This is a genomic window from Burkholderia sp. BCC1999 (assembly GCF_905339975.1).
GTDB lineage: Bacteria > Pseudomonadota > Gammaproteobacteria > Burkholderiales > Burkholderiaceae > Burkholderia.
This window is the reverse complement of sequence record NZ_CAJPHP010000021.1, coordinates 21,302-41,522: the sequence shown is the minus strand read 5'-3', so window position 1 is coordinate 41,522 and position 20,221 is coordinate 21,302. Positions and strand designations below refer to the sequence as shown.

Genomic DNA, 20,221 nt, shown 5'->3' with positions numbered 1-20,221 from the left:
CATGAGCAAAGCGTTCTTCGTTGCGGCCTATCGGCTGACCGCCGCGTTGCTCGCGGTGTCCACCACGCTGCACAGCGTCGCCGACTACTGGCGCCTGCCGAACTTCCATCTCGGCAACTATCTCAGCTACTTCACGCAACTGAGCAGCCTCTACGCGGCTGCAATGCTGGCCGCGGGGCTCTGGCGCATCGCGCGCCCCGGGTCGGCCCGCTACGAATCGATGCGTGGCGCGGCCGTGCTGTACGTGCTGATTACCGCGATCGTCTACGAACTCCTGCTGGCGCGGCTCGATGCGCTGCGCCATGTCACGCCGGCGTTCAACAACTGGGTGCTGCACCGGATCGTGCCGCTCGTGATGCTGTGCGACTGGCTGTACGTGGAGCCGCGCCGGCCGATCGCGCGCAGCAGTGCGTTCGCCTGGCTCGGTTTTCCGGTCGTCTATCTCGGCTATACGCTCGTGCGCGGTGCGCTGGAGAACTGGTATCCCTATCCGTTCGTCGATCCGCGGCCGCACGGCTACCTGCCGGTCGCGATCCAGTGTTCGCTGATCGCGCTTGGCGCGGCGGCGCTCGCATTGGGCATCCGCTGGCTCGGCAATCACGCGAGACAGTCCGGTACGGCGACACTCAAGGGGAGATGAAGGCGGGAGCGTGTGCGCCGCCCGGCGCACACGGAATACTGCGGGCCGTCAGCCGCCGTTGCGCGGCAGGAAGTTCATCGGATCGACGACCTTGCCGTTCTGACGGACTTCGAACTCGAACGTCGAGCGGCCGTTCGCGTCGGTGCCCATTTCGGCGACCGGCTGCCCCTGGCGCACCGCGTCGCCTTCGTTGACGAGCAGCTTGCCGTTGTGCCCGTAGGCCGTGATGAGGCCGTTGTCGTGCTTCAGGATCACGAGCGGACCGTACGCCTTGACGCCGGACCCGGCGTAGACCACGCGCCCGTTCGCCGCGGCCCGCACCGAATGGTCGGGCCCGGATGCGGCGATCACGACGCCGCGCGTCTTGCCAGTCGCGAACGGCGTCGCGACGATACCCGTTGCCGGCCACGCGAGCGAGCCCGGCGCGGCCGCGGCGAGCGGCTGCCCGGGCGACGGCGCGGCGGACGGCGGCGCCACGCGCAGCACCTGGCCGGGCGATACGGCGTCGGTCGGCGCCATGTGGTTCCAGCTGGCCACGTCCTGCACGCGTTGCCCGTAGGCACTCGCGATGCCCGCGAGCGTATCGCCCGGGTTCACGCGGTAATAGCCGGCGATCACGCCCGGCGTCGCAGCCGACATCGAGGTCGGCTGGCGCGCCGGTTGCCAGCTGTCAGTCCACGGTGTCAGCGTACAGCCCGACAGCGCGACGGCTGCGGCGATGAGCGCCGCCTGCGGCAACCAGCGCGTCAGCGCATCGTGGATGGGAATAGTTTCTCTCAAGGGTCCTCCCGGATTTGCGTCGTGGCGGCGCCCACCGCCCCCCGGTGTGCGCCGCACGATGTCCGGCCGAACGGCCGGACCAACCAGTATCCGACCGCTCTCGCGGCCGTCAGTTTCCACAGCGGAACGTCGGTGCGAATGGGCTCACCGGCCCCTTTTTCGCACTTTTCAGTGTCGTCCCGACCGGCAAAGATACCATTTGTCGCGGTCGGGACTGCGTCAGCTGCCCGTTCCGGCAACAATCTTGCACCGCCGCACGGGTGTGGCGACGGCCTGCGAGCCGCGCCGCACGGGCCGTCCGGCGGGCCTGGCGCGGGTTTTCCACCCGCGCCGCCGCGCGCGCCGGCCATCTCGTCCACGTCACATTCCCCTCTTCGATCGCCGCCTATACTCGGGGATGCAGCGCGCGATCCAATGACAACGAGGAGCATGACAATGAACAACGCGACGTTTCTTTCCGTGCAGCTCGACGCCGACGATTTCGCCGGTTCCAGCAGCCTGATCGAATTGCTCAACCGGCACCTGCTGTTCGCGACCGATGTCGCTGAAGCGGCCGACGCGCTCGTCCAGCTGGCGAGCGTCGCGCACATGACGGGCGCCACGCGCCACAGCGTCGAGCTGCCGGTCCTCGCGATCGAACGGCTGCGCGACGCACTCGACACGCTGAGCGGCTACGACGAAACGTGGCTGCAGGTGCTGGAACCGGCCGAAGCGCTGTTCCGCGATATCGGGCGCGGCCGCCGCCCGCTGCATTGAGCGCCGGCGCATCACGCGCCGCCAATGAAAACAGCCCGTGGTTCCGCATAACGGAACGACGGGCTGTTTGTACTGCATGGGGTCGGATCCGGCCGCCGAAGCGGCCGCACCATTAACGACCCTTGTAGATCGGGGCGTCGTCAGCGATACGCTTGACTTGCCAGCCGGTCTTGGCCTTGGCCGGTGCGCCGGATTCTTGCGCGGCGGCCGGTTGTGCGCCGTAACCGGTCGTGTCGGCAGCAGCGACGTTTTGTTGCGGGTTCAGACGGGCTTCAGCAGCCTGGATGCCTTCCGGGTAGTTCGTGCGGTCGCTGCCCAGCTTGTAGCCGGCCTGCTGGACGGCGACGAGTTCGGCCTTCACCTGTGCACGGGTGACGGGCGCGTTCTGTTGGGCGAACGAGACGGCGGGAACGGCGAGGACGGCAGCTGCAGCGAACGTTGCGATCAGCGATTTCATGATTACCTCCGGGATTTTTTTGCTCCGCCGCACACACCATGTCTGCAGCGATGGAACAGAGTTTAGTCCCGGCAGCACCTAGGGAAAACCATGAAAGAACGAAAACACTGTTTCCCCGGAGCCAACAATGTCGGCATCCGGGATAGAAAAACCCTATTCAGAGAATAGATTTTCGCAACAATGCTGCTCCCGCGGGCCGGTTACGACCAGTTCGCGTGGAAGCTGCCCGGCTTGTCGGTGCGCTCGAACGTGTGCGCGCCGAAGAAGTCGCGCTGCGCCTGCACCAGGTTCGCCGGCAGCCGCTCGGAACGGTAGCTGTCGAAGTACGCGACCGCCGACGCGAACGCCGGTACCGGCACGCCGGCCTTCACCGCGGCGACCACGACATCGCGCAGCGACGCCTGGTAGTTCGCGGCGATGTCCTTGAAGTACGGATCGAGCAACAGGTTCGCGAGCGCCGGATCCTTCGCATAGGCGTCCGTGATCTTCTGCAGGAAGCGCGCGCGGATGATGCAGCCCGCGCGGAAGATCTTCGCGATCGTCCCGAGATCGAGGTTCCAGCCGTACTCTTCCGATGCCGTGCGCAGTTGCGCGAAGCCCTGTGCGTACGAGATCACCTTGCTCAGGTACAGCGCGCGGCGCACGGCTTCGACGAACGCGGCGCGATCGCCGTCGAACGGCGCGGCGGCCGGGCCCGACAGGATCTTGCTGGCCGCGACGCGCTCGGTCTTCAGCGACGACAGCACGCGCGCGAACACCGATTCGGTGATGAGCGGCAGCGGCACGCCGAGATCCAGCGCGTTCTGGCTCGTCCACTTGCCGGTGCCCTTCTGCGCGGCGCGATCGAGGATCACGTCGACGAGGTGCTTGCCGGTCTCTTCGTCCTTCTTGCCGAAGATCTTCGACGTGATCTCGATCAGGTAGCTGTCGAGTTCGCCCTGGTTCCATTCGGTGTACACCGCGCCGAGCTCGTCGTTGGTCAGGCCCGCGACGTCCTTCAGCACCGAGTAGCTTTCGGCGATCAGCTGCATGTCGCCGTATTCGATGCCGTTGTGGACCATCTTCACGTAGTGGCCCGCACCGTCCGGTCCCATGTACGCGACGCACGGCTCGCCGTCCGACGGTGCCTTCGCGGCGATCTGCTTGAGGATCGGCTCGACGAGGTCGTACGCGTCGCGCTGACCGCCGGGCATGATCGACGGGCCGCGCAGTGCGCCCTCTTCGCCGCCCGACACGCCGGTGCCGATGAAGTGCAGGCCCGATTGCGCAAGTTCCTGGTTGCGGCGGATCGTGTCGGTGAAGTGCGTATTGCCGCCGTCGATCAGCACGTCGCCCTTCTCGAGCAGCGGCTTGAGCGATGCGATCGTCGCATCGGTCGCTTCACCGGCCTTCACCATCATCAGGATCCGGCGCGGCGTTTCGAGCGACGCGACGAACTCCTCGAGCGTATAGGTCGGCACCAGGTTGCGGCCGGGGAATTCGGCGATCAGTTCGTCGGTTTTCTCGCGGCTGCGGTTGTACACCGACACCGCGTAACCGCGGCTCTCGATATTGAGTGCGAGATTGCGGCCCATCACCGCGAGCCCGATCACACCGATTGCTTGTTTGCCCATTAGTCAATTCTCCGGAAAAAACGGGGCGCGACCCGACCCGGGCCGCGCGCACAGGCGAAAGGATAGTGGAAACCCGGCGTCGATGCGCGCTTGCGTGTCATTGCTCCGCGTGCGGCAGCAGCCGGAACACGACGCTCAGGTTGTTCGCCGGCATCTCGACGACCTCGATGCAGTCGAGCCCGCGATCGAGGCCGAGCGCGACGACGGTCTCGAGATCGCGCACGCCCCACGACGGGTCGCGGCTGCGCAGCTGCAGGTCGAATGCCTCGTTCGACGGCGCCGTGTGCCGGCCTTCGCGACGGTACGGGCCGTACAGGAACAGTACGCCGCCCGGCCGCAGCACCCGTGCCGCGCCCGCGAACAGCGCTTCCGTGCAGGCCCACGGCGAGATATGAATCATGTTGATGCAGACGATCGCATCGAGTGCCGCGACCGGCCACGATGCATCGCGCACGTCGAACGCCAGCGGCCCGGCGACGTTCGCGAGGCCCGCATGCGCGATCCACGCGGCGACCGAGTGCCGCGCCTGTTCGTCGGGATCGCTCGGCTGCCAGCGCAGGCCCGGCAATGCCTGCGCGAAATGAACGACATGCTGGCCGGTGCCGCTCGCGATCTCGAGCACGCTGCCGCTCGCCGGCAGCACACGGCGCAACACGTCGAGGATCGGCCCGCGGTTGCGTTCGGCCGCCGGCGCCAACAGCCGCGCGGAAGGATCGGGTGAAGCGGTAGCGCCGGTCACGATGCATGCTCCATGGTGTTGCCGCCAAGACCCAGACGGGTCGTCAGTGCGTCGAGCGCCGGTGCGCAACGCGCCTCGACCTTCAGTGTCAGTATCGGATCGGCGCGCGTATGGCCGAGATTGAGCGCGGCGACCGGCTTCTGCTGCGCCTGCGCCCACACGCAGAAGCGGTAGCCGGAATACACCATCAGCGACGAACCGACGACGAGCAGCACATCGGCCGCGTCGAGCGCCTGCGACGCCAGCGCCACGCGTTCGCGCGGCACGTTCTCGCCGAAGAACACGACTGCCGGCTTCAGCAGGCCGCCGCATGCGGGGCACGCCGGGATCCGGAACGTGTCGAGCGCGGCCCATTCGAGGTGCGCGTCGCCGTCCGCGGCCGGCTCGGCCTGCGCGCCCAGCAATTCGGGATTGTCGGCTTCGAGCACGTCCTGGATCGTCGCACGTGCATGGTGCGCGCCGCATTCGAGGCAGGTCACGCCGTTGATCCCGCCGTGCAGTTCGATCACGTCGTCGCTGCCCGCCCGCTGGTGCAGGCCGTCGACGTTCTGCGTGACGAGGCGCTCGATCCGGCCCGCGCCGCCGAGCCGCGCCAACGCGACGTGCGACCCGTTCGGCCGCGCGCGGCCGACGACGGGCCAGCCGATCATGCTGCGCGCCCAGTAGCGTCGCCGCGCGGCATCGGAGCCGAGGAATTCGTGAAGCTGGATCGGCGGCGAGCGCATCCACTGACCGTTGCGGTCGCGATAGCCCGGAATGCCGGAATCGGTACTGATGCCCGCGCCGGTGAGCACGAGCAGGCGCGGATGACGCTCGACGAACGCATGCAGCGCATCGAGCGCGGCCGGGTCGACGCCAGCGGTTGAGGGGTCGTGCAAGGCTTTGTCGTTCATGTTGGCAACGCGTGATCGGGCGCGCCGGCAGGCCGTGCGACCGCACGAGCGGCCCGCGCGCCAACACATGATACAGAACGCCGCACGATCCGGCCGGCGGCCCCCGCGCAAAACCGGCGCACAAAAAAAGACGCCCATTCACCACTCGGCGATGGGCGCTTCAACAATTGATCCATCGGGGTAGTGGATCAACTGACAGCACAAAGTTGCGACGTCCACCATGCGGCCACCGGTGAACGCTTCCCCTGGACTACGCGTGTTCCACGATGCTGCGCGCTGCGTTGCGACGCCGGCGCTTCCGTGCGATCCCGATCATGTCCGCCACGCCGCAACGCGCGGCGCGCGAACGCATCCGCTGCGCGACGACTCGCGTTGCGCCACGGCATGACGATCCGGGATCCAGGCCGGAGCCATCCGCATGCATTCGGGGCTCATCCCCGACGGCCGACCGTTGCCGGTCGGCCTCGTGCGTCAAACGTGCACGTTGTCGTTCAGAACGAACCCGATTGCTCGGATGGAACGGAAAGCCGCGCGCTCACGTCGCCGCAATCAACGGCGACGCGAATACCCTGGCAGGTCGGCGATTCATGTTTGCAACACGCCACGTTGCGATTCGGTCTCTTTTCATTCTCTTGTCCCCGTCTCCGATACGTCCGACCCACTGAAGCGATTGTCGGGCCGACTGCGCCCTGCGATCGCACTCACGGCCCGTACAGATATGCAAGGAGCGCACCATGCGTCGCGCCGCAAGGCCGCGCGGGCGCCCGCAAGGTCCTCGGAAGGGATCGCGCACCGTCAGGAAGCGCGAACGTTTCGAAACTGAAACGCCCGCCGGCACGGCGATGGCCGGCCATGCGTGGCGTCGGGCTGCAGTGGCCCGTTGCGGCCGAAATCGGCGCGTTGCGTCTGCGCGCCACGGACAATCGTCTTACAATCGCCCCACAGTGACAGCCCGCCGCGACCGGACTTGCCGGTGCCGGGCAGACCGTCACCTCCTGACCGGAACCCCCTCCCGACGCATGTCCGACACACGACAGCGACAATCGCGCGGCGTGACTATACGGGTCGCGTAGCGCCGGGGACAACGCATGCCTCGCGGCTCGCGCCTTGCGCAAACACGCTAGCATTCGGACACGGAACACCGCGCATCCGCTTTGCATCGCCTCCAAGGATCCGACATGACCACGCCAGCCCCTGCCCGCCCCGACGTCGCCCATCGCGTCTTTTCGGACGGACAGCTGTCGATCGGCCTCACGCTGCCGCTGCTTCGCGGCGGCCACATAGTCGCCGACTTCAACGAGCAGCTCGAACTCGCCGAACTGGCCGATACGCTCGGCTTTCGCGCGCTGTGGATTCGCGACGTGCCGTTGAACAGCGCCGATTACCCCGACCCGGTCGGCCATCTCGACCCGTGGGTGCTGCTCGGCGCCCTGGCGGCGCGCACGCGCCGGATCGCGCTGGCCAGCGGCGCGATCGTGCTGCCGCTGCGTCATCCGCTGCACATCGCAAAAGGCGCGCTGTCGGTCGCAACGCTCTCAGGCGGACGCTTCATCCTCGGGCTCGGCTCCGGCGACCGGCCACCCGAATATGCGGCGTTCGGCGTCGATGCGGAAACGCGTCGCGACCGCTATCGCGCGCACTGGGACGTCGTCGCAGCCGCACTGGGCGTGCCGTCACGCGTACTGCCCGACGAAGCACCGGCCGACGCGCCCGAGTTCATGCTGCTGCCGCGCGGCGACGACGCGGTGCCGATGCTCGCGGTCGGCTCGGGCGGACAGAGTGTCGACTGGATCGCGCGGCACTCGATCGGCTGGATGACGTACCACCGTGATCCGGACACGCAGCGCGCACGCCACTCGATGTGGCGTGCGGCGGTCGATCGGCTCGCGTCGCCCGAGTTCCGCGCGTTCGGCGTATCGATGCGACTCGACCTCGCCACGGACCCCGACGCACCGGCCAGCGCACTCTCGCTCGGCTACGCAACCGGGCGCCGCGCCCTGGTCGACATCCTGCAGGACATGCGTGCGGCGGGCACGCATCATGTCACGCTGAACCCGGGATCCGACCGGCCCGTGCGCGAGGTCATCGAGGAAATCGCCGAGTACGTGCTGCCGGTCTTTCACGGCGAACATTCGTGATTCTTCAGGAATCCAGATTTATCCGATGCATCGGACACGCCCGGGCGATTGCTCACGTTGCAACGCACTGCTCGCCTTCCACTGCAAACGGACGTGACAAGCACCTTACGATTCAGCAAGCAGGGCCCTCCCGACTGTCGGACCAGCCGGAGCCTGCGTCAGACATTTGCCTGCGCAAGCGCGACGCAAACGCCCGCGCCGCCTAGCGCATGCCCGATTCGAATAGTCGTCGACGGAACTATTCGGCTCCGATCGCGATCATGTTAACTTCCGTCCATCGTTCAGCCTGGCGGGCCGCGCGCCGATGCGCACCCGCATGCCTACTCCATGCGACATTTCCTCCTCGGCTGGCTGCTTGCCGCCGTCGTGTCGGCCGCCCATGCGGCCGCCCCCGTTCCGGCCGCTGCATCGGCCGCCTCCGGCACCAAGCCCGCGCTGACGCCGCAACAGGCCCAGCAGGCACTCGATGTGCTCGAAAATCCGCGCGAGCGCGCGCAGGTCGAAACGACGCTGCGCGCGATCGCGGCCGTCGGCGCATTGAGTGCGCCCGCGGTCGCCGCCAGCGAAGCGGCCGCGGCCAGCAGCGCATCGGCCACCTCGGCCCCGACCGCGCTCACGTCGAACGGGCTCGCGTCGATGCTCGTCCGCCAGGGGTCGCGCTGGAGCATCGAAATCGGCGGCGCGCTGAAGGAATCGCTGCGCTCGCTGCTCGATGTCGGTTCGGTCGGCAGCTGGTGGCATGACAGGCTGGTGCGCGCCGACGAGCGCGCCGATCTCACACACGCGATCTGGGTCATGCTCGCCGTGCTCGTACCCGCGCTCGTCGTCGAATGGTTCGCGAAGCGGCTGTTGCGACGTGCGCTGGCCGCAGTGGCCGCACGGCGCGCCGGCACATCGCGCCCCACCGTGCCCGATTCCGTCACCCCAGACGACAACGCGCCGCCGGACCCATCCGCGCCGCCCGACGCCACCGATGCTGCCGAAGCCGCGCCGGCGTCATCCCAGGGTCAAGGCCACGCGCGCCGTCATACCACGCTGCTGTACCGGATGCCGCGCGCGCTCGTCAGCCTCGCGCTGCGCGTGGTGCCGCTGCTCGTGTTCGTCGGCGTCGCGAGCCTGACGATGTCGCTGATCGGCGATGCGGGCACACCGATCGAATCCGCGCTCGAAGCGCTGATCGACATCTACGTGATCTGCCGGCTCGTCACGATCGTCAGCCGGCTGTTCTTCCAGCCCGACGCACGGCAGTTGCGGCTGCTGCATATCAGCGACGCGTGGGCCGATTTCGCGCAGCGCTCGATCGCACGAATCGTGATCGTGGTCGGCGCGTGCACGGCCGCGGTCGAGATCGCCGCCAGCTTCGGCCTCAGCGAAGCCGGTCACGTCGCACTGTTGAAAGCCGTCGCGCTCGTCGGGCACGTGATGATCTCGGTGCTGATCCTGCAGTGCCGCCAGCCGGTCGCCGCGCGGATTCGCGCGGCCGGCGCGGACCGTCCGAGCTTCGCCGTGATCGGCAACGCGCTCGCGGATGCCTGGGCCCCCGTGTCGGTCTTCGTCGTGATGGCGCTGTGGTTCGTGTGGGCGCTCGACGTCCACAACGGCTATCGCGTGCTGATCACGCTCGGCGGCCGCTCGATCGCCGTGATGATCGGCATGCGGATGGTGTCGATCGTCGTGTTCGGCGCGCTCGCGCGGCTGTTCCAGGGCCGCGACGAAGACCGCACGCTCGTCCATCTGCACGCGTACCGCTACTACCCGCTGCTGCGCCAGATCGTATCGGGCGCGATCGGCATCGTGACGCTCGTGCTGCTGCTGCAGATCTGGGGCGTGCCGGTCTTCCGCGCGTTCGAGACCGGCACGATCGGCCACCGGCTCGCATCGGCGCTGGTGACGATCGCGATCGCGGCGATCATCGCGCTCGTCGTATGGGAAGCCGCGAACATCGCGATCGAGCGCCGCCTGCAGCGCTGGACACGCGAAGGCAACCTGGTGCGCGCGGCGCGGTTGCGCACGCTGCTGCCGATGCTGCGCTCGCTGCTGTTCGTGATGATCGCGCTCGTCGTCGTGCTGACGGGTCTCAGCCAGCTCGGCGTGAACGTCGGCCCGCTGCTGGCCGGCGCGAGCATCTTCGGCGTCGCGCTCGGCTTCGGCTCGCAGAAGCTCGTGCAGGATTTCATCACCGGGATCTTCCTGCTGATGGAAAACGCCATGCAGGTCGGCGACTGGGTCACGCTCGCCGGCGTGTCAGGCACGGTCGAATACCTGTCGATCCGCACCGTGCGGCTGCGCGCGGGCGACGGGTCGCTGTATACGATCCCGTTCAGCTCGGTGACGACCGTCAACAACACGAATCGCGGGCTCGGCAACGCGGCCGTCAAGGTCAGCATCGCTTATGGCGAGGACATCGATCGCGCGATCGCGACGCTCAAGGAGATCGGCGCCGCATTGCGCGACGATCCGAAATACCATGACGGCATCCTGTCGGACTTCAGCTACTGGGGTATCGACCAGGTCGACGGCGCGGCGCTCGCGCTGGCCGGACAGATGCAGTGCACGGACTCGACGCGCTGGAGCGTGCAGCGCGAATTCAACCGGCGGATCGCGGAAACGTTCCGCGAACGCGGCATCCGGATCGCCAATCCGCAGCGTAGCGTCGTCGCGTATGCGGATGGATCGCGGCCGGTCGGCAACGGCGAGAACGGCAGCCATGACGGCAACGGCAATGCCGCCGAAACGGCGCCCCGGCCACCGTCAAACGACGAGCCGGCGCGCAAGCCGAACTGACTTGAAGGGTTAGCGGCCCGTCGCGCTCAACGTGCGGCGGGCTTGGTCGCGCGCCGCGCGTTGTTCGCCGCGGAGGTTGATGCGCCCGGCTTCGCCGTGCGTTTCGCCGCAGCACGCGGCCTGCGCTTCGCGGCAGCCTCGGGGCCGGCGGCAGACGCATCGCACTGCGCGTGCCATTGTTCGAGCAGCACGCGCGTCTGGTCGGCGATCGTCTCGATCAGCAGCGCCGCTCGCTCGCCATCGAACGCATCCCATTCGAGCACCTGCAGCGCGGAACGCTCCGCGATGTGGAACACCGTGATCTGCCCGAACAGGCTCATCGCGCGCAAGCGTGTGACGGGATCGTCGGCCGGCCGCCCCGAGATGCGGCCGATCAGCTCGGCGCTCACGTCGTTGAGCGGCTTGCGCATGCGCTTCATCAGGATTTCGCTCGCGCTCGCCGGCTCCTGGCCGACCTGCTCGCGCGCGAAGAACAACCGCTGGTTCAGCGTCTTCGGCGCCGTGAACATCCGGTCCGACAACGCACGCAGCAGCCCGATGAACGCATCGATCAGCACATCGACGTCCGCGTCCGCGTCGAGCATCGCCCACGCATGGCCGACCGACGGCGCGAACACCTCCCAGCCGTTCTCGGCGATCGTCTCCACGCACGCGCGGTAAACGCCTTCCTTGTTCTCGAAGTAGTACTGGAGCGCCGGTGCGTTCACGCCGGCCATCGCGGCAATCTCGCGCGTCGATGCGCCCGCGAACCCGCGTTCGCCGAACAGTTCGATCGCCGCTTCGATGATCCGCTGGCGCGTTTCGTCGCCGCGCGCGTAGCCGCTCGCGGACGTGCGACGCAGCTTCTTCGCTTCGTTCATGCCTTCCTCGTCATTCGATCGATCGACATTCTACTTGACACAATTCTAGCAACTGGAATAATTCTTCCACTCGGAATAAATTGGATGCCAGCATGTCGACGCTGCAAGACCCGCCGCAGAAAGCAAATCGTCAGGAAACCGGAACAACGCCGCGCAACGAAAAGGTCGGATCGAAGCGGCGCATCCTGCTCGTGGTCGCCGTGCTCGCGGTCATCGGCGGCGCCGTCTGGCTCGGCCGCTGGTGGACGGTCGGCCGCTTCATCGAAAGCACCAACGATGCTTACCTGCAGGCGGACAGCATGACCGCCGCGCCGAAGGTCGCCGGCTACGTGACCGACGTGTATGTGCGCGACAATCAGGCCGTGAAGGCCGGCGATCCGCTCGTGCGGCTCGACGTCCGCCAGTACCAGGTCGCGCTCGCGCAATCGCTCGCGACCGTCGACGCCCGCCGCGCGGATATCGCGCGCGCCGAGGCCGATATCAGCCAGCAGCATGCGAATCTCGAACAGGCCGACGCGCAGGCGAAGGTGTCGCAGATCAACGCACGCCACGCGAACGACGAATACGCACGTTATGCACCGCTCGCGGCGACCGGCGCCGAAACGCACGAACGCGTGGCCGACCTGAAGAGCACGCGCGACCAGGCGGCCGCGACGCTCGCCGCGAACGAGGCATCGATCGCCGCCGCCCGCACGCAGATCGCATCGTTTACCGCGCAGCTCCAGCAGGCGCGCGCGCAGCTCGAGGCCGCCCAGGCCAGCGCCGCGCAGGCGCAGCTCGACCTCGACAACACGGTCGTGCGCAGCACGCTCGCCGGCCGCGTCGGCGATCGCACGGTGCGCGTCGGTCAATATGTGCAGCCCGGCACGCGCCTGCTGACCGTCGTGCCTGTCGATGCGATCTACCTCGTCGCGAATTTCAAGGAAACGCAGATCGGCCAGATGCGCATCGGCCAGCCCGTCGAACTGCACGTCGATGCGCTGCCGGACGGCGCGCTGTCCGGCGTCGTCGACAGCTTCGCGCCGGGCACGGGCGCACAGTTCGCGCTACTGCCGCCCGAGAACGCGACCGGCAACTTCACGAAGATCGTCCAGCGCGTGCCGGTACGCATCCGCCTCGCCGCGGACGCGCGTGCGCAGCGCATGCTGCTGCCGGGCCTGTCGGTGACGGTCGACGTCGATACGCGTTCGGCCCGCGACGAGCAGCGCCATGGCTGATACGCCCGCCACGATGCCCGCGCCGCCGCACGAAGGCCGCGCGAGCGTGACCGACTGGATCGCGGTCGCGGCCGGCGCGCTCGGTGCGCTGATGGCGACGCTCGACATCTCGATCACGAACTCCGCACTGCCGCAGATCCAGGGCGAAATCGGCGCGACCGGCACCGAAGGCACGTGGATCTCGACCGGCTACCTGATGTCGGAAATCGTGATGATCCCGCTCGCCGCGTGGCTCACGCGTGTGTTCGGGCTGCGCAATTTCCTGCTGACCAACTCCGCGCTCTTCATCGCGTTCTCGATGATGTGCGGCTGGTCGCATTCGCTTCCGATGATGATCGCCGGCCGGATCGGCCAGGGCTTCACCGGCGGTGCGCTGATCCCGACCGCGCAGACCATCATCCGCACGCGGCTGCCGTTGTCGCAGTTGCCGGTCGGGATGACGCTGTTCGGCCTGATCGTGCTGCTCGGGCCGCTGTTCGGCCCCGTGCTCGGCGGCTGGCTTGCGGAAAACGTGAACTGGAGCTGGTGCTTTTTCCTGAACCTGCCCGTGTGCCTGCTGCTGATGGCGCTGCTGGTGTTCGGGCTGCCGTCGGACCGCCCGCAATGGGGTTCGTTCTTCAACGCGGACTGGCTCGGGATCGCCGGCCTCGCGATCGGGCTGAGCTCGCTCACCGTCGTGCTCGAGGAAGGCCAGCGCGAACGCTGGTTCGAATCGCAGATGATCGTCACGTTGAGCCTCGTGTCGCTCGCCGGGATGATCCTGATCGCGCTGTCGCAGCGCTTCGCGAAGCGGCCGATCATGCGGCTGTCGCTGATGCGCAACCCGCGCTACGCAAGCGTGATCGTAATCGTGTCAGCCGTAGGCGCCGGCCTTTACGGCGTGTCCTACCTGCTGCCGCAGTTCCTCGCGATCGTCGCCGGCTACAACGCCGAGCAGGCCGGCGCGATCATGCTGCTGTCAGGGCTGCCGGCCTTTCTCGTGATGCCGATCCTGCCGCGCCTGCTCGGCAAGGTCGATTTCCGCATCCTCGTGATCTCGGGGCTGCTGCTGTTCTGCCTGAGCTGCATGCTCGACATCAGCCTGACCGCGCAGAGCGTCGGCCACGATTTCGTGTGGTCGCAACTGATCCGCGGCGTCGCGCAGATGCTCGCGATGATGCCGCTCAACCAGGCGTCGATGGCGGCCGTCGCGCGCGAAGACTCGGGCGATGCGGCAGGGCTCTACAACATGGCGCGCAACCTCGGCGGCTCGATCGGGCTCGCGATCATCGGCACCGTGATCGACCGGCGCACGACCTTCCATACGGCCGCGCTCCGCGAATCGGTGACCGCGAACTCGCTGATCGGGCAGGAACGCTTGTCGGCCTATGCGGCCAACTGGTTCGCCCACACGGGCGACCTCGCGTATTCGAACATGCGCGCGCTCGGCCAACTCGCGCAGCAGATCCAGATCCAGGCCGTCGTGATGACCTACTCCGAAACCTTCTACCTGCTGGGCCTCGCACTGCTCGCCTGCGTACCGCTCGCATTGCTGCTGAGAACGCCGCGCGGGCCGCAGCCGATGTCGTCCGGCCATTGAACCGTCTTACGCGATGAAACCCTTCCCCCTGCCCCGCCGCCCTGCGCTCACGCTGTGCGCGGCCGCGTGCCTGCTCGCCGGCTGCACGGTCGGCCCCGACTATCGCGGCGCGCCCGCCGCACCCGATGCGCCGACCTTCGTGCGCGCGCCTGCCACCGGCATCGACACCACCGCGCCCGCACCGAGCGCGTGGTGGCACGCGCTCAACGATCGCCAGCTCGACGACCTGATCACCGCCGCACTCGTCTACAACCCCGATCTGCACGCGGCACAGGCACGCTTGCGCGCATCGCGCGCGCAGCTCTCGCAACAGCGCGCGGCCCAGTTGCCGAAAGCGTCGGCCACCGCCGCGGCCATCCGCATGCGCGAACCGGATGTCAGCGCGCTCGGCTCGCTGCTGCCGTCGAACGGGTCGAGCCAGTCGGGCGGCACGTCGCCGTCGCTGGGCGGCTCGGGGCCGCTGCAACTCTATTCGGCGGGCTTCGACGCGACCTGGGAAGTCGACCTGTTCGGCGGCACACGTCGTGCGGTCGAAGCGGCATCCGCGCAGGCCGAAGCCGTCGACGCCGATCTCGCCGATACGCAGGTGTCGATCGCAGCCGAAGTCGCGAACGCGTATGTCGACCTGCGCGACCAGCAGCAGCGGCTTGCGCTGTCGCAGCGCACGGCCGAGCTGCAGCAGACGATGCTCGAACTCACGCAGCAGCGCCGCGCGCGCGGCGTCGCGGCCGATGTAGACATCGAACGCCTGACGACGCAGGTCGAGACCACGCGCGCGTCGCTGATCCCGCTCGATGCGCAGGTGACGGAATCGCTCGACCGGCTCGCGATCCTGACAGGCCGCGCGCCGGGTGCGCTCGACGCCGCGCTGTCGGCAACGGACGCCCCGCTGCCGACGTTGCCCGGCAGCGTCGCGATCGGCGATCCGGCCGCGCTGCTGAAGCAGCGCCCCGACATTCGCGCGGCCGAACGCCGGCTCGCGTCGAGCAACGCGCAGATCGGCGAGCATGTGGCCGACTATTTCCCGAAGGTGACGCTACTCGGCGATCTCGGCTTCAGCGCGACGGACCCCGGCCACCTGTTCCGCAAGCAGAATTTCACGTGGGTCGGTGCGCCGTACCTGCAATGGAATATCCTCGACTTCGGGCGTACGCGCGGCGCGGTACGAGCAGCCGAAGCGTCGCGCGACGAAGCGGAAGCGAATTACCAGAAGGCCGTGCTCGGCGCATTACAGGATGCCAACACGGCATTGCAGCGCTACGGGCACCAGCGCGAGCACGTCGTCGCATTGACGAAGGTGCAGACGTCGGCCGTGCATTCGCGCTCGCTGATGGACGAGCGCTACCGTGCGGGCGTCGCGTCGATGATCGACCTGCTCGATACGCAACGCGAAGCGCTGTCCGCACAGCAGAACGTGATCGCGGGGCAAGCCGAGCTGATCAAGGACTACGTGTCGGTGCAGAAGAGCCTCGGGCTCGGCTGGCAAGCGAACGCGGGGTGATGGCGCCGGCGCGCATGATGCACGATCGCCGCATCGCGCACGCCGCAACAACTCATTGCGAGCGCAACAATACCGATTCGTTTCGTCCGCAACGAGCGGGCCCGCGCAGCTTCGACACTTCGGCTATCGAAAACATATCGAATATCAATTAGCCAATCATCTGACGATCTCTTCTAATTCAGTCGGCTTCCCCACCACCGATCGGATTCAAGGAGTTCCATCGTCATGTCCCCATCCTCCCATCGCGTGCTGCGGCACGCAGTCGCCGCGATCTGCGTTGCCCTCTCAGCTTCCCCATACGCCGCCGAGCTCACGCGCGACACCGGCGCCCCCGTCGGCGACAACCAGAATTCGCAGACGGCCGGCCCTGCCGGCCCCGTGCTGCTGCAGGACTCCGCGCTCATCGAGAAGCTGCAGCGCTTCGATCGCGAGCGCATTCCTGAACGCGTCGTGCATGCGCGCGGCACCGGCGCCTTCGGCGAGTTCGTGCCGAGCGCCGACATCTCCGACCTGACGAAAGCGAAGGTCTTCACGCCGGGCACCCGCACGCCGGTGTTCGTGCGCTTCTCGACCGTGATGGGCTATCGCGGCTCGCCCGAACAGGCGCGCGATCCGCGCGGCTTCGCGGTGAAGTTCTATACGCAGCAGGGCAACTGGGACATGGTCGGCATCAACTGGCCCGTGTTCTTCATTCGCGACGGCATCAAGTTCCCCGACTTCGTTCACGCGAACAAGCCGAGCGCCGTGACCGGCGTGCAGGACCCGAACCTCGCCTTCGACTTCTTCGCGCACACGCCCGAAGCGACCCACATGCTGACGATGCTGTACACGAACGCGGGCATGCCCGATTCGTATCGCCGCATGGACGGCTTTGCGGTGCATGCGTTCAAGTTCGTCAATGCGCAAGGCGACGTGCATTACGTGAAGTTCCACTGGAAGAGCCAGCAAGGCGTGCATGGCCTGCGTCCGCAAGAGATTGCCGCATCGATCGGGCGCGACTGGAACATGATGACGAACGACCTGTACGGCGCGCTCAAACAAGGCGATTTCCCGAAATGGGATCTGTACGTGCAGGTGCTTACGCCGAAGGAGCTGAATCGCTTCGACTTCGATGCGCTGGACGATACGAAGGTGTGGACCGGCGTACCCGAACGCAAGATCGGCACGATGACGCTCAATCGCGTGCCCGACAACTACTTCCAGTCGACCGAGGAATCGGCGTTCGCGCCGTCGCGGCTCGTGCCGGGCATCGAACCGTCCGAGGACCGGATGCTGCAGGATCGCCTGTTCGCGTATGCCGACACGCAGATGTACCGCCTCGGCGCGAACTACATGGACCTGCCGATCAACCGCCCCGTCGTGCCGGTGGTCAACAACAACCAGGACGGCAAGATGAATGCGGGCGACCGCAAGGGCGAGGTGAACTACGAACCGTCGACGCAACACGAGCTCGCGCAGGATCCGCAGTACAAGTCCGTGCGTATGGCGCTCGGCGGCACGACGCAGCAGGAGGCGATCCGCAAGAAGCTGCTGTTCCGTCAGGCCGGCGAGTACTACCGCGGCCTGTCGCAGCAGGACAAGGACGACCTCGTCACCGCGCTGTCCGGCGATCTCGGCCAGGTGAAGAACGCGCAAAACCAGTACGCGATGCTGTCGTACTTCTACAAGGCCGATGCCGACTACGGCACGCGGCTCGCGCAGGCCGTTCACGCGAACGTTCAGCAAGTGCAGTCGCTCGCGGCGAAGCTGAGCGAGAACTGATCGCGCGACACCGGTCGCCGCCGACGTGCGTCTTTGTGCCGCGCACGTCGGCCCGACCTCTTCATCAGGACATTCCCATGCGCTCAGAACGCTTCACGCGCGCGATCCGCGCGGCCGCCATGACCGTGGTGCTGGCCACGACCGCCGGCTGCGCGCACCTGCCCGACCGGCCGGCGTACGGCAAGGCCGATCCCGCCGCACTGCGCCGCTATGACGGCGACTGGTTCGATGCCGCACGCGTCGGTCGCGTCGACATCCTGCGTGCATTGCACGACGCCGGGTATCCCGTCGATGCCACCGACAGCCGAGGCTATACGGCCGTGATACTCGCGTCGTACGACGGCCAGCCTGCCGCGCTGGACTACCTGTTGTCGGCCGGCGCCAACGCATGCGCCGGCGATCGTCACGGCAACACGGCGCTGATGGGTGCGCTCTTCAAGAACGAACCCGATATCGCACGTCGCCTGATCGACACGCATTGCCCGATCGACCAGACGAACGGCGCCGGCGAAACCGCGCTGGGGTTCGCGACGCTGTTCAATCGCTTCGAGCTGATTCCGCTGCTCGTCGCGCACGGCGCGAACCCGAACCATGTCGATCGGCGCGGGCAGTCGCTGCTGCAGCTTGCGCTGACGCACGACAACACCTACGCCGCGGATGCACTGCGGCAAGCCGGCGCCACGCAGTAGCGCGACTACGCATCAACCGTCTGAACAACGCGAATGCACCGTGCCATCGTGCCGTCGGTTTCATCGCACGGAGACAGGAAAATGCCGAGTCGCTTCGCCGTTGTTCTTGTTGCTCGGAAAAACTCGTCGAGCAGCCGGTAGAAGGTGATCCGCTGTGGATCGGGGTGCGCGATTCCATACCGCGCGAACAATGGCGCAACCCATTCGCTACCCAGATCCGCTTCGATATCGCGCGCAGCCAGCGCCAGATCCTGATAGCGATCGGCGACACCAAGCCGGCGCGAGCCGTCGCGCGCGTCGAGCCGGAACACCGCGGCGTCCGCCTGGCCGTCCGTCTGTCGCGTCCATCGGCAGCCGGCCAGCGTGGCCCGCCACATCGCGGGCACTTCCTTGCCGAGCGGGTCGTTATCGGTCACGTCGCAGTCGATCCCCGTTGACCTGGCCGACGGGCGGAATGCCGACGACACCGCGCGCACGATCCAGCGCCGCCCCCCTTCCCCCGACCATTGCGACGCCGGCTGACACCCTCATTTCGGTTCCTTTCGCCAGCTCCATCGAATCTCCATCTTTCCGCATAAAAGACGCCAACTAATCCACGCAAACTCCGCCCCGTCAAAGCAGGCAGTGGGCTGCCTGCGTTTCCTGGAGTCGCTATGAAGAATCAGAAACGATGCTGCTACGGCGCCGTATGCGCGCTGGTGGCGGCGATGCTGGCGGGTTGCGGGCCCTCCGAACAGCAGGCCGCCGCACCGGCCACGCCGGTCGCGGCCATGACCGTGGCCGCCACGCGCCTCGACGTGACGGAAGACCTGCCGGGCCGCGTCGCGGCCGTGCGGGTCGCCGAGATCCGCCCGCAGGTGAGCGGCATCGTGCAGCGCCGGCTGTTCGAGCAAGGCACCGAAGTACGCGTGGGCCAGCCGCTGTTCCAGATCAATCCCGCGCCGTTCAAGGCCGAGATGGACACGGCCGCCGCATCGCTGCAGCGCGCGCAGGCCGCGCTCGAACGCGCGAAGGTACAGACGGCGCGCTTCAAGCCGCTCGTCGAAGCCGATGCGATCAGCCGCCAGGTGTACGACGACGCCGTCTCGCAACGCGACCAGGCCGCCGCCGATGTCGCGCAGGCCCGCGCGACGCTTGCGCGCCGCCAGCTCGACCTGAAATTCGCGACCGTGGAAGCGCCGATCGCCGGCCGCATCGACCAGGCGCTCGTGACCGAAGGCGCGCTGGTGTCGAGCGGCGACAGCCAGCCGATGGCGCGCATCCAGCAGATCGACCAGGTCTACGTCGACGTACGCCAGCCGGCCGCGTCGCTCGAATCGCTGCGCGGCGCCCTCGCGGCGCAACCGCAAACGCCGGACGGCAACGGCCTGCCGGTCGACGTGCTGCGCGACGACGACACGCGTTACGACGCGCGCGGCCGCATGCTGTTCTCGGGCGTCAACGTCGATCCGGGCACCGGCGACGTGCTGCTGCGCGTGCTGGTCGACAACCCGAAACGCCAGTTGCTGCCGGGCATGTACGTGCGTGCCCGCGTTCCGCGCGCGCACTACGCCGACGCGGTGATGGTGCCGCAACAGGCGGTCGTACGCGCCGGCGGCAAGCCGCAGGTGTGGGTGCTCGACGCGAAGGGTACCGCGCATCTGAAGGCTGTCGAGGTCGGCGAACTGACGAACCGCAGCTACCGCATCAAGTCGGGCCTGCAGGCCGGCCAGAAGATCGTCGTCGAAGGCATGGAACGCCTGATCGACGGCGCGCCGGCCGCCGCGACCGACTGGAAGTCGCCTGACGCGGCCGCCACCGCGTCCGCACACTGA

Annotated in this window: 17 protein-coding genes; 10 read left to right on the top strand and 7 right to left on the bottom strand. The window is 67.5% G+C overall.

What is annotated here, in order from left to right; translation table 11 throughout:
- The first annotated feature begins 1 nt into the window (after nt 1).
- Nucleotides 2-640 carry a Pr6Pr family membrane protein gene (locus U5809_RS26500; protein WP_322088689.1) on the top strand — a complete coding sequence of 213 codons (639 nt, stop codon included), beginning with the start codon at nt 2-4 and terminating at the stop codon, nt 638-640.
- Between the two features lie 48 nt (nt 641-688).
- Here the strand turns inward: U5809_RS26500 and U5809_RS26495 are convergent, their stop codons facing one another.
- Nucleotides 689-1,420 (bottom strand): peptidoglycan DD-metalloendopeptidase family protein, encoded by a 732-nt coding sequence (locus U5809_RS26495; RefSeq protein ID WP_322088688.1) that lies wholly within the window; start codon nt 1,418-1,420, stop codon nt 689-691.
- Nucleotides 1,421-1,855: 435 nt separating this feature from the next.
- Between U5809_RS26495 and U5809_RS26490 the strand changes: the two genes are divergently transcribed.
- The gene (locus U5809_RS26490; RefSeq protein ID WP_322088741.1) at nt 1,856-2,176 is read left to right on the top strand and encodes a hypothetical protein; all 321 of its coding nucleotides are present in this window, start codon (nt 1,856-1,858) and stop codon (nt 2,174-2,176) included.
- A 112-nt stretch (nt 2,177-2,288) separates the two neighbouring features.
- Here U5809_RS26490 and U5809_RS26485 read toward each other — a convergent pair whose 3' ends face one another.
- From U5809_RS26485 to U5809_RS26470, 4 genes are all read right to left on the bottom strand, one after another.
- Nucleotides 2,289-2,633 carry a DUF4148 domain-containing protein gene (locus tag U5809_RS26485; protein ID WP_011355774.1) on the bottom strand — a complete coding sequence of 115 codons (345 nt, stop codon included), beginning with the start codon at nt 2,631-2,633 and terminating at the stop codon, nt 2,289-2,291.
- 200 nt (nt 2,634-2,833) lie between these two features.
- Complete coding sequence (gndA, locus tag U5809_RS26480) at nt 2,834-4,246, bottom strand: NADP-dependent phosphogluconate dehydrogenase (protein ID WP_021160879.1); 1,413 nt, start codon at nt 4,244-4,246, stop codon at nt 2,834-2,836.
- 97 nt (nt 4,247-4,343) lie between these two features.
- Nucleotides 4,344-4,985 (bottom strand): DUF938 domain-containing protein, encoded by a 642-nt coding sequence (locus U5809_RS26475; RefSeq protein ID WP_322088687.1) that lies wholly within the window; start codon nt 4,983-4,985, stop codon nt 4,344-4,346.
- Complete coding sequence (locus tag U5809_RS26470) at nt 4,982-5,878, bottom strand: NAD-dependent protein deacetylase (protein WP_322088686.1); 897 nt, start codon at nt 5,876-5,878, stop codon at nt 4,982-4,984. The genes U5809_RS26475 and U5809_RS26470 overlap by 4 nt, the downstream gene beginning before the upstream one ends.
- A 1,178-nt stretch (nt 5,879-7,056) precedes the next feature.
- Between U5809_RS26470 and U5809_RS26465 the strand changes: the two genes are divergently transcribed.
- Together U5809_RS26465 and U5809_RS26460 are read left to right on the top strand one after the other, a co-directional pair.
- Nucleotides 7,057-8,016, top strand: a complete 960-nt coding sequence (locus U5809_RS26465) for an LLM class oxidoreductase (RefSeq protein ID WP_322088685.1) — start codon at nt 7,057-7,059, stop codon at nt 8,014-8,016.
- A 327-nt stretch (nt 8,017-8,343) separates the two neighbouring features.
- On the top strand, nt 8,344-10,800 hold the full coding sequence (locus tag U5809_RS26460) for a mechanosensitive ion channel family protein (RefSeq protein ID WP_322088684.1): 2,457 nt from the start codon (nt 8,344-8,346) through the stop codon (nt 10,798-10,800).
- A 26-nt stretch (nt 10,801-10,826) separates the two neighbouring features.
- On the opposite strand, the gene U5809_RS26455 is transcribed toward U5809_RS26460, so the two are convergent.
- Complete coding sequence (locus tag U5809_RS26455; RefSeq protein WP_322088683.1) at nt 10,827-11,660, bottom strand: CerR family C-terminal domain-containing protein; 834 nt, start codon at nt 11,658-11,660, stop codon at nt 10,827-10,829.
- Between the two features lie 92 nt (nt 11,661-11,752).
- Between U5809_RS26455 and U5809_RS26450 the strand changes: the two genes are divergently transcribed.
- The 5 genes from U5809_RS26450 to U5809_RS26430 all read left to right on the top strand — a co-directional run bounded on the left by U5809_RS26450 (nt 11,753) and on the right by U5809_RS26430 (nt 18,407).
- Nucleotides 11,753-12,877: an HlyD family secretion protein gene (locus tag U5809_RS26450; RefSeq protein WP_322088682.1), complete on the top strand. Its 1,125-nt coding sequence runs from the start codon at nt 11,753-11,755 to the stop codon at nt 12,875-12,877.
- Complete coding sequence (locus tag U5809_RS26445; RefSeq protein WP_282511003.1) at nt 12,870-14,456, top strand: MDR family MFS transporter; 1,587 nt, start codon at nt 12,870-12,872, stop codon at nt 14,454-14,456. The genes U5809_RS26450 and U5809_RS26445 overlap by 8 nt, the downstream gene beginning before the upstream one ends.
- Before the next feature lie 13 nt (nt 14,457-14,469).
- A complete protein-coding gene (locus U5809_RS26440) occupies nt 14,470-15,957 on the top strand; it encodes an efflux transporter outer membrane subunit (protein ID WP_322088681.1) in 1,488 nt (495 codons plus the stop codon).
- A 225-nt stretch (nt 15,958-16,182) separates the two neighbouring features.
- On the top strand, nt 16,183-17,718 hold the full coding sequence (locus U5809_RS26435) for a catalase (RefSeq protein WP_282511009.1): 1,536 nt from the start codon (nt 16,183-16,185) through the stop codon (nt 17,716-17,718).
- A gap of 77 nt (nt 17,719-17,795) precedes the next feature.
- Entirely contained in the window at nt 17,796-18,407 is a 612-nt protein-coding gene (locus tag U5809_RS26430; protein WP_322088680.1) for an ankyrin repeat domain-containing protein, read from the top strand.
- 5 nt (nt 18,408-18,412) lie between these two features.
- On the opposite strand, the gene U5809_RS34695 is transcribed toward U5809_RS26430, so the two are convergent.
- Entirely contained in the window at nt 18,413-18,823 is a 411-nt protein-coding gene (locus U5809_RS34695) for a hypothetical protein (RefSeq protein WP_415877963.1), read from the bottom strand.
- Nucleotides 18,824-19,060: 237 nt separating this feature from the next.
- Here U5809_RS34695 and U5809_RS26420 point away from each other — a divergent pair, with 237 nt between their 5' ends.
- Nucleotides 19,061-20,221 carry an efflux RND transporter periplasmic adaptor subunit gene (locus tag U5809_RS26420; RefSeq protein ID WP_322088679.1) on the top strand — a complete coding sequence of 387 codons (1,161 nt, stop codon included), beginning with the start codon at nt 19,061-19,063 and terminating at the stop codon, nt 20,219-20,221.

What these genes read in the sequence shown, in the direction of transcription:
- U5809_RS26470 (WP_322088686.1), bottom strand. Translation starts at nt 5,878, where the DNA reads ATGAACGACAAAGCCTTGCACGACCCCTCAACCGCTGGCGTCGACCCG.
- U5809_RS26500 (WP_322088689.1), top strand. Translation starts at nt 2, where the DNA reads ATGAGCAAAGCGTTCTTCGTTGCGGCCTATCGGCTGACCGCCGCGTTG.
- U5809_RS26460 (WP_322088684.1), top strand. Translation starts at nt 8,344, where the DNA reads ATGCGACATTTCCTCCTCGGCTGGCTGCTTGCCGCCGTCGTGTCGGCC.
- U5809_RS26435 (WP_282511009.1), top strand. Translation starts at nt 16,183, where the DNA reads ATGTCCCCATCCTCCCATCGCGTGCTGCGGCACGCAGTCGCCGCGATC.
- U5809_RS26450 (WP_322088682.1), top strand. Translation starts at nt 11,753, where the DNA reads ATGTCGACGCTGCAAGACCCGCCGCAGAAAGCAAATCGTCAGGAAACC.
- U5809_RS26455 (WP_322088683.1), bottom strand. Translation starts at nt 11,660, where the DNA reads ATGAACGAAGCGAAGAAGCTGCGTCGCACGTCCGCGAGCGGCTACGCG.
- U5809_RS26440 (WP_322088681.1), top strand. Translation starts at nt 14,470, where the DNA reads ATGAAACCCTTCCCCCTGCCCCGCCGCCCTGCGCTCACGCTGTGCGCG.
- U5809_RS26445 (WP_282511003.1), top strand. Translation starts at nt 12,870, where the DNA reads ATGGCTGATACGCCCGCCACGATGCCCGCGCCGCCGCACGAAGGCCGC.
- U5809_RS26465 (WP_322088685.1), top strand. Translation starts at nt 7,057, where the DNA reads ATGACCACGCCAGCCCCTGCCCGCCCCGACGTCGCCCATCGCGTCTTT.
- U5809_RS26420 (WP_322088679.1), top strand. Translation starts at nt 19,061, where the DNA reads ATGAAGAATCAGAAACGATGCTGCTACGGCGCCGTATGCGCGCTGGTG.
- gndA (WP_021160879.1), bottom strand. Translation starts at nt 4,246, where the DNA reads ATGGGCAAACAAGCAATCGGTGTGATCGGGCTCGCGGTGATGGGCCGC.
- U5809_RS26430 (WP_322088680.1), top strand. Translation starts at nt 17,796, where the DNA reads ATGCGCTCAGAACGCTTCACGCGCGCGATCCGCGCGGCCGCCATGACC.
- U5809_RS26490 (WP_322088741.1), top strand. Translation starts at nt 1,856, where the DNA reads ATGAACAACGCGACGTTTCTTTCCGTGCAGCTCGACGCCGACGATTTC.
- U5809_RS26485 (WP_011355774.1), bottom strand. Translation starts at nt 2,633, where the DNA reads ATGAAATCGCTGATCGCAACGTTCGCTGCAGCTGCCGTCCTCGCCGTT.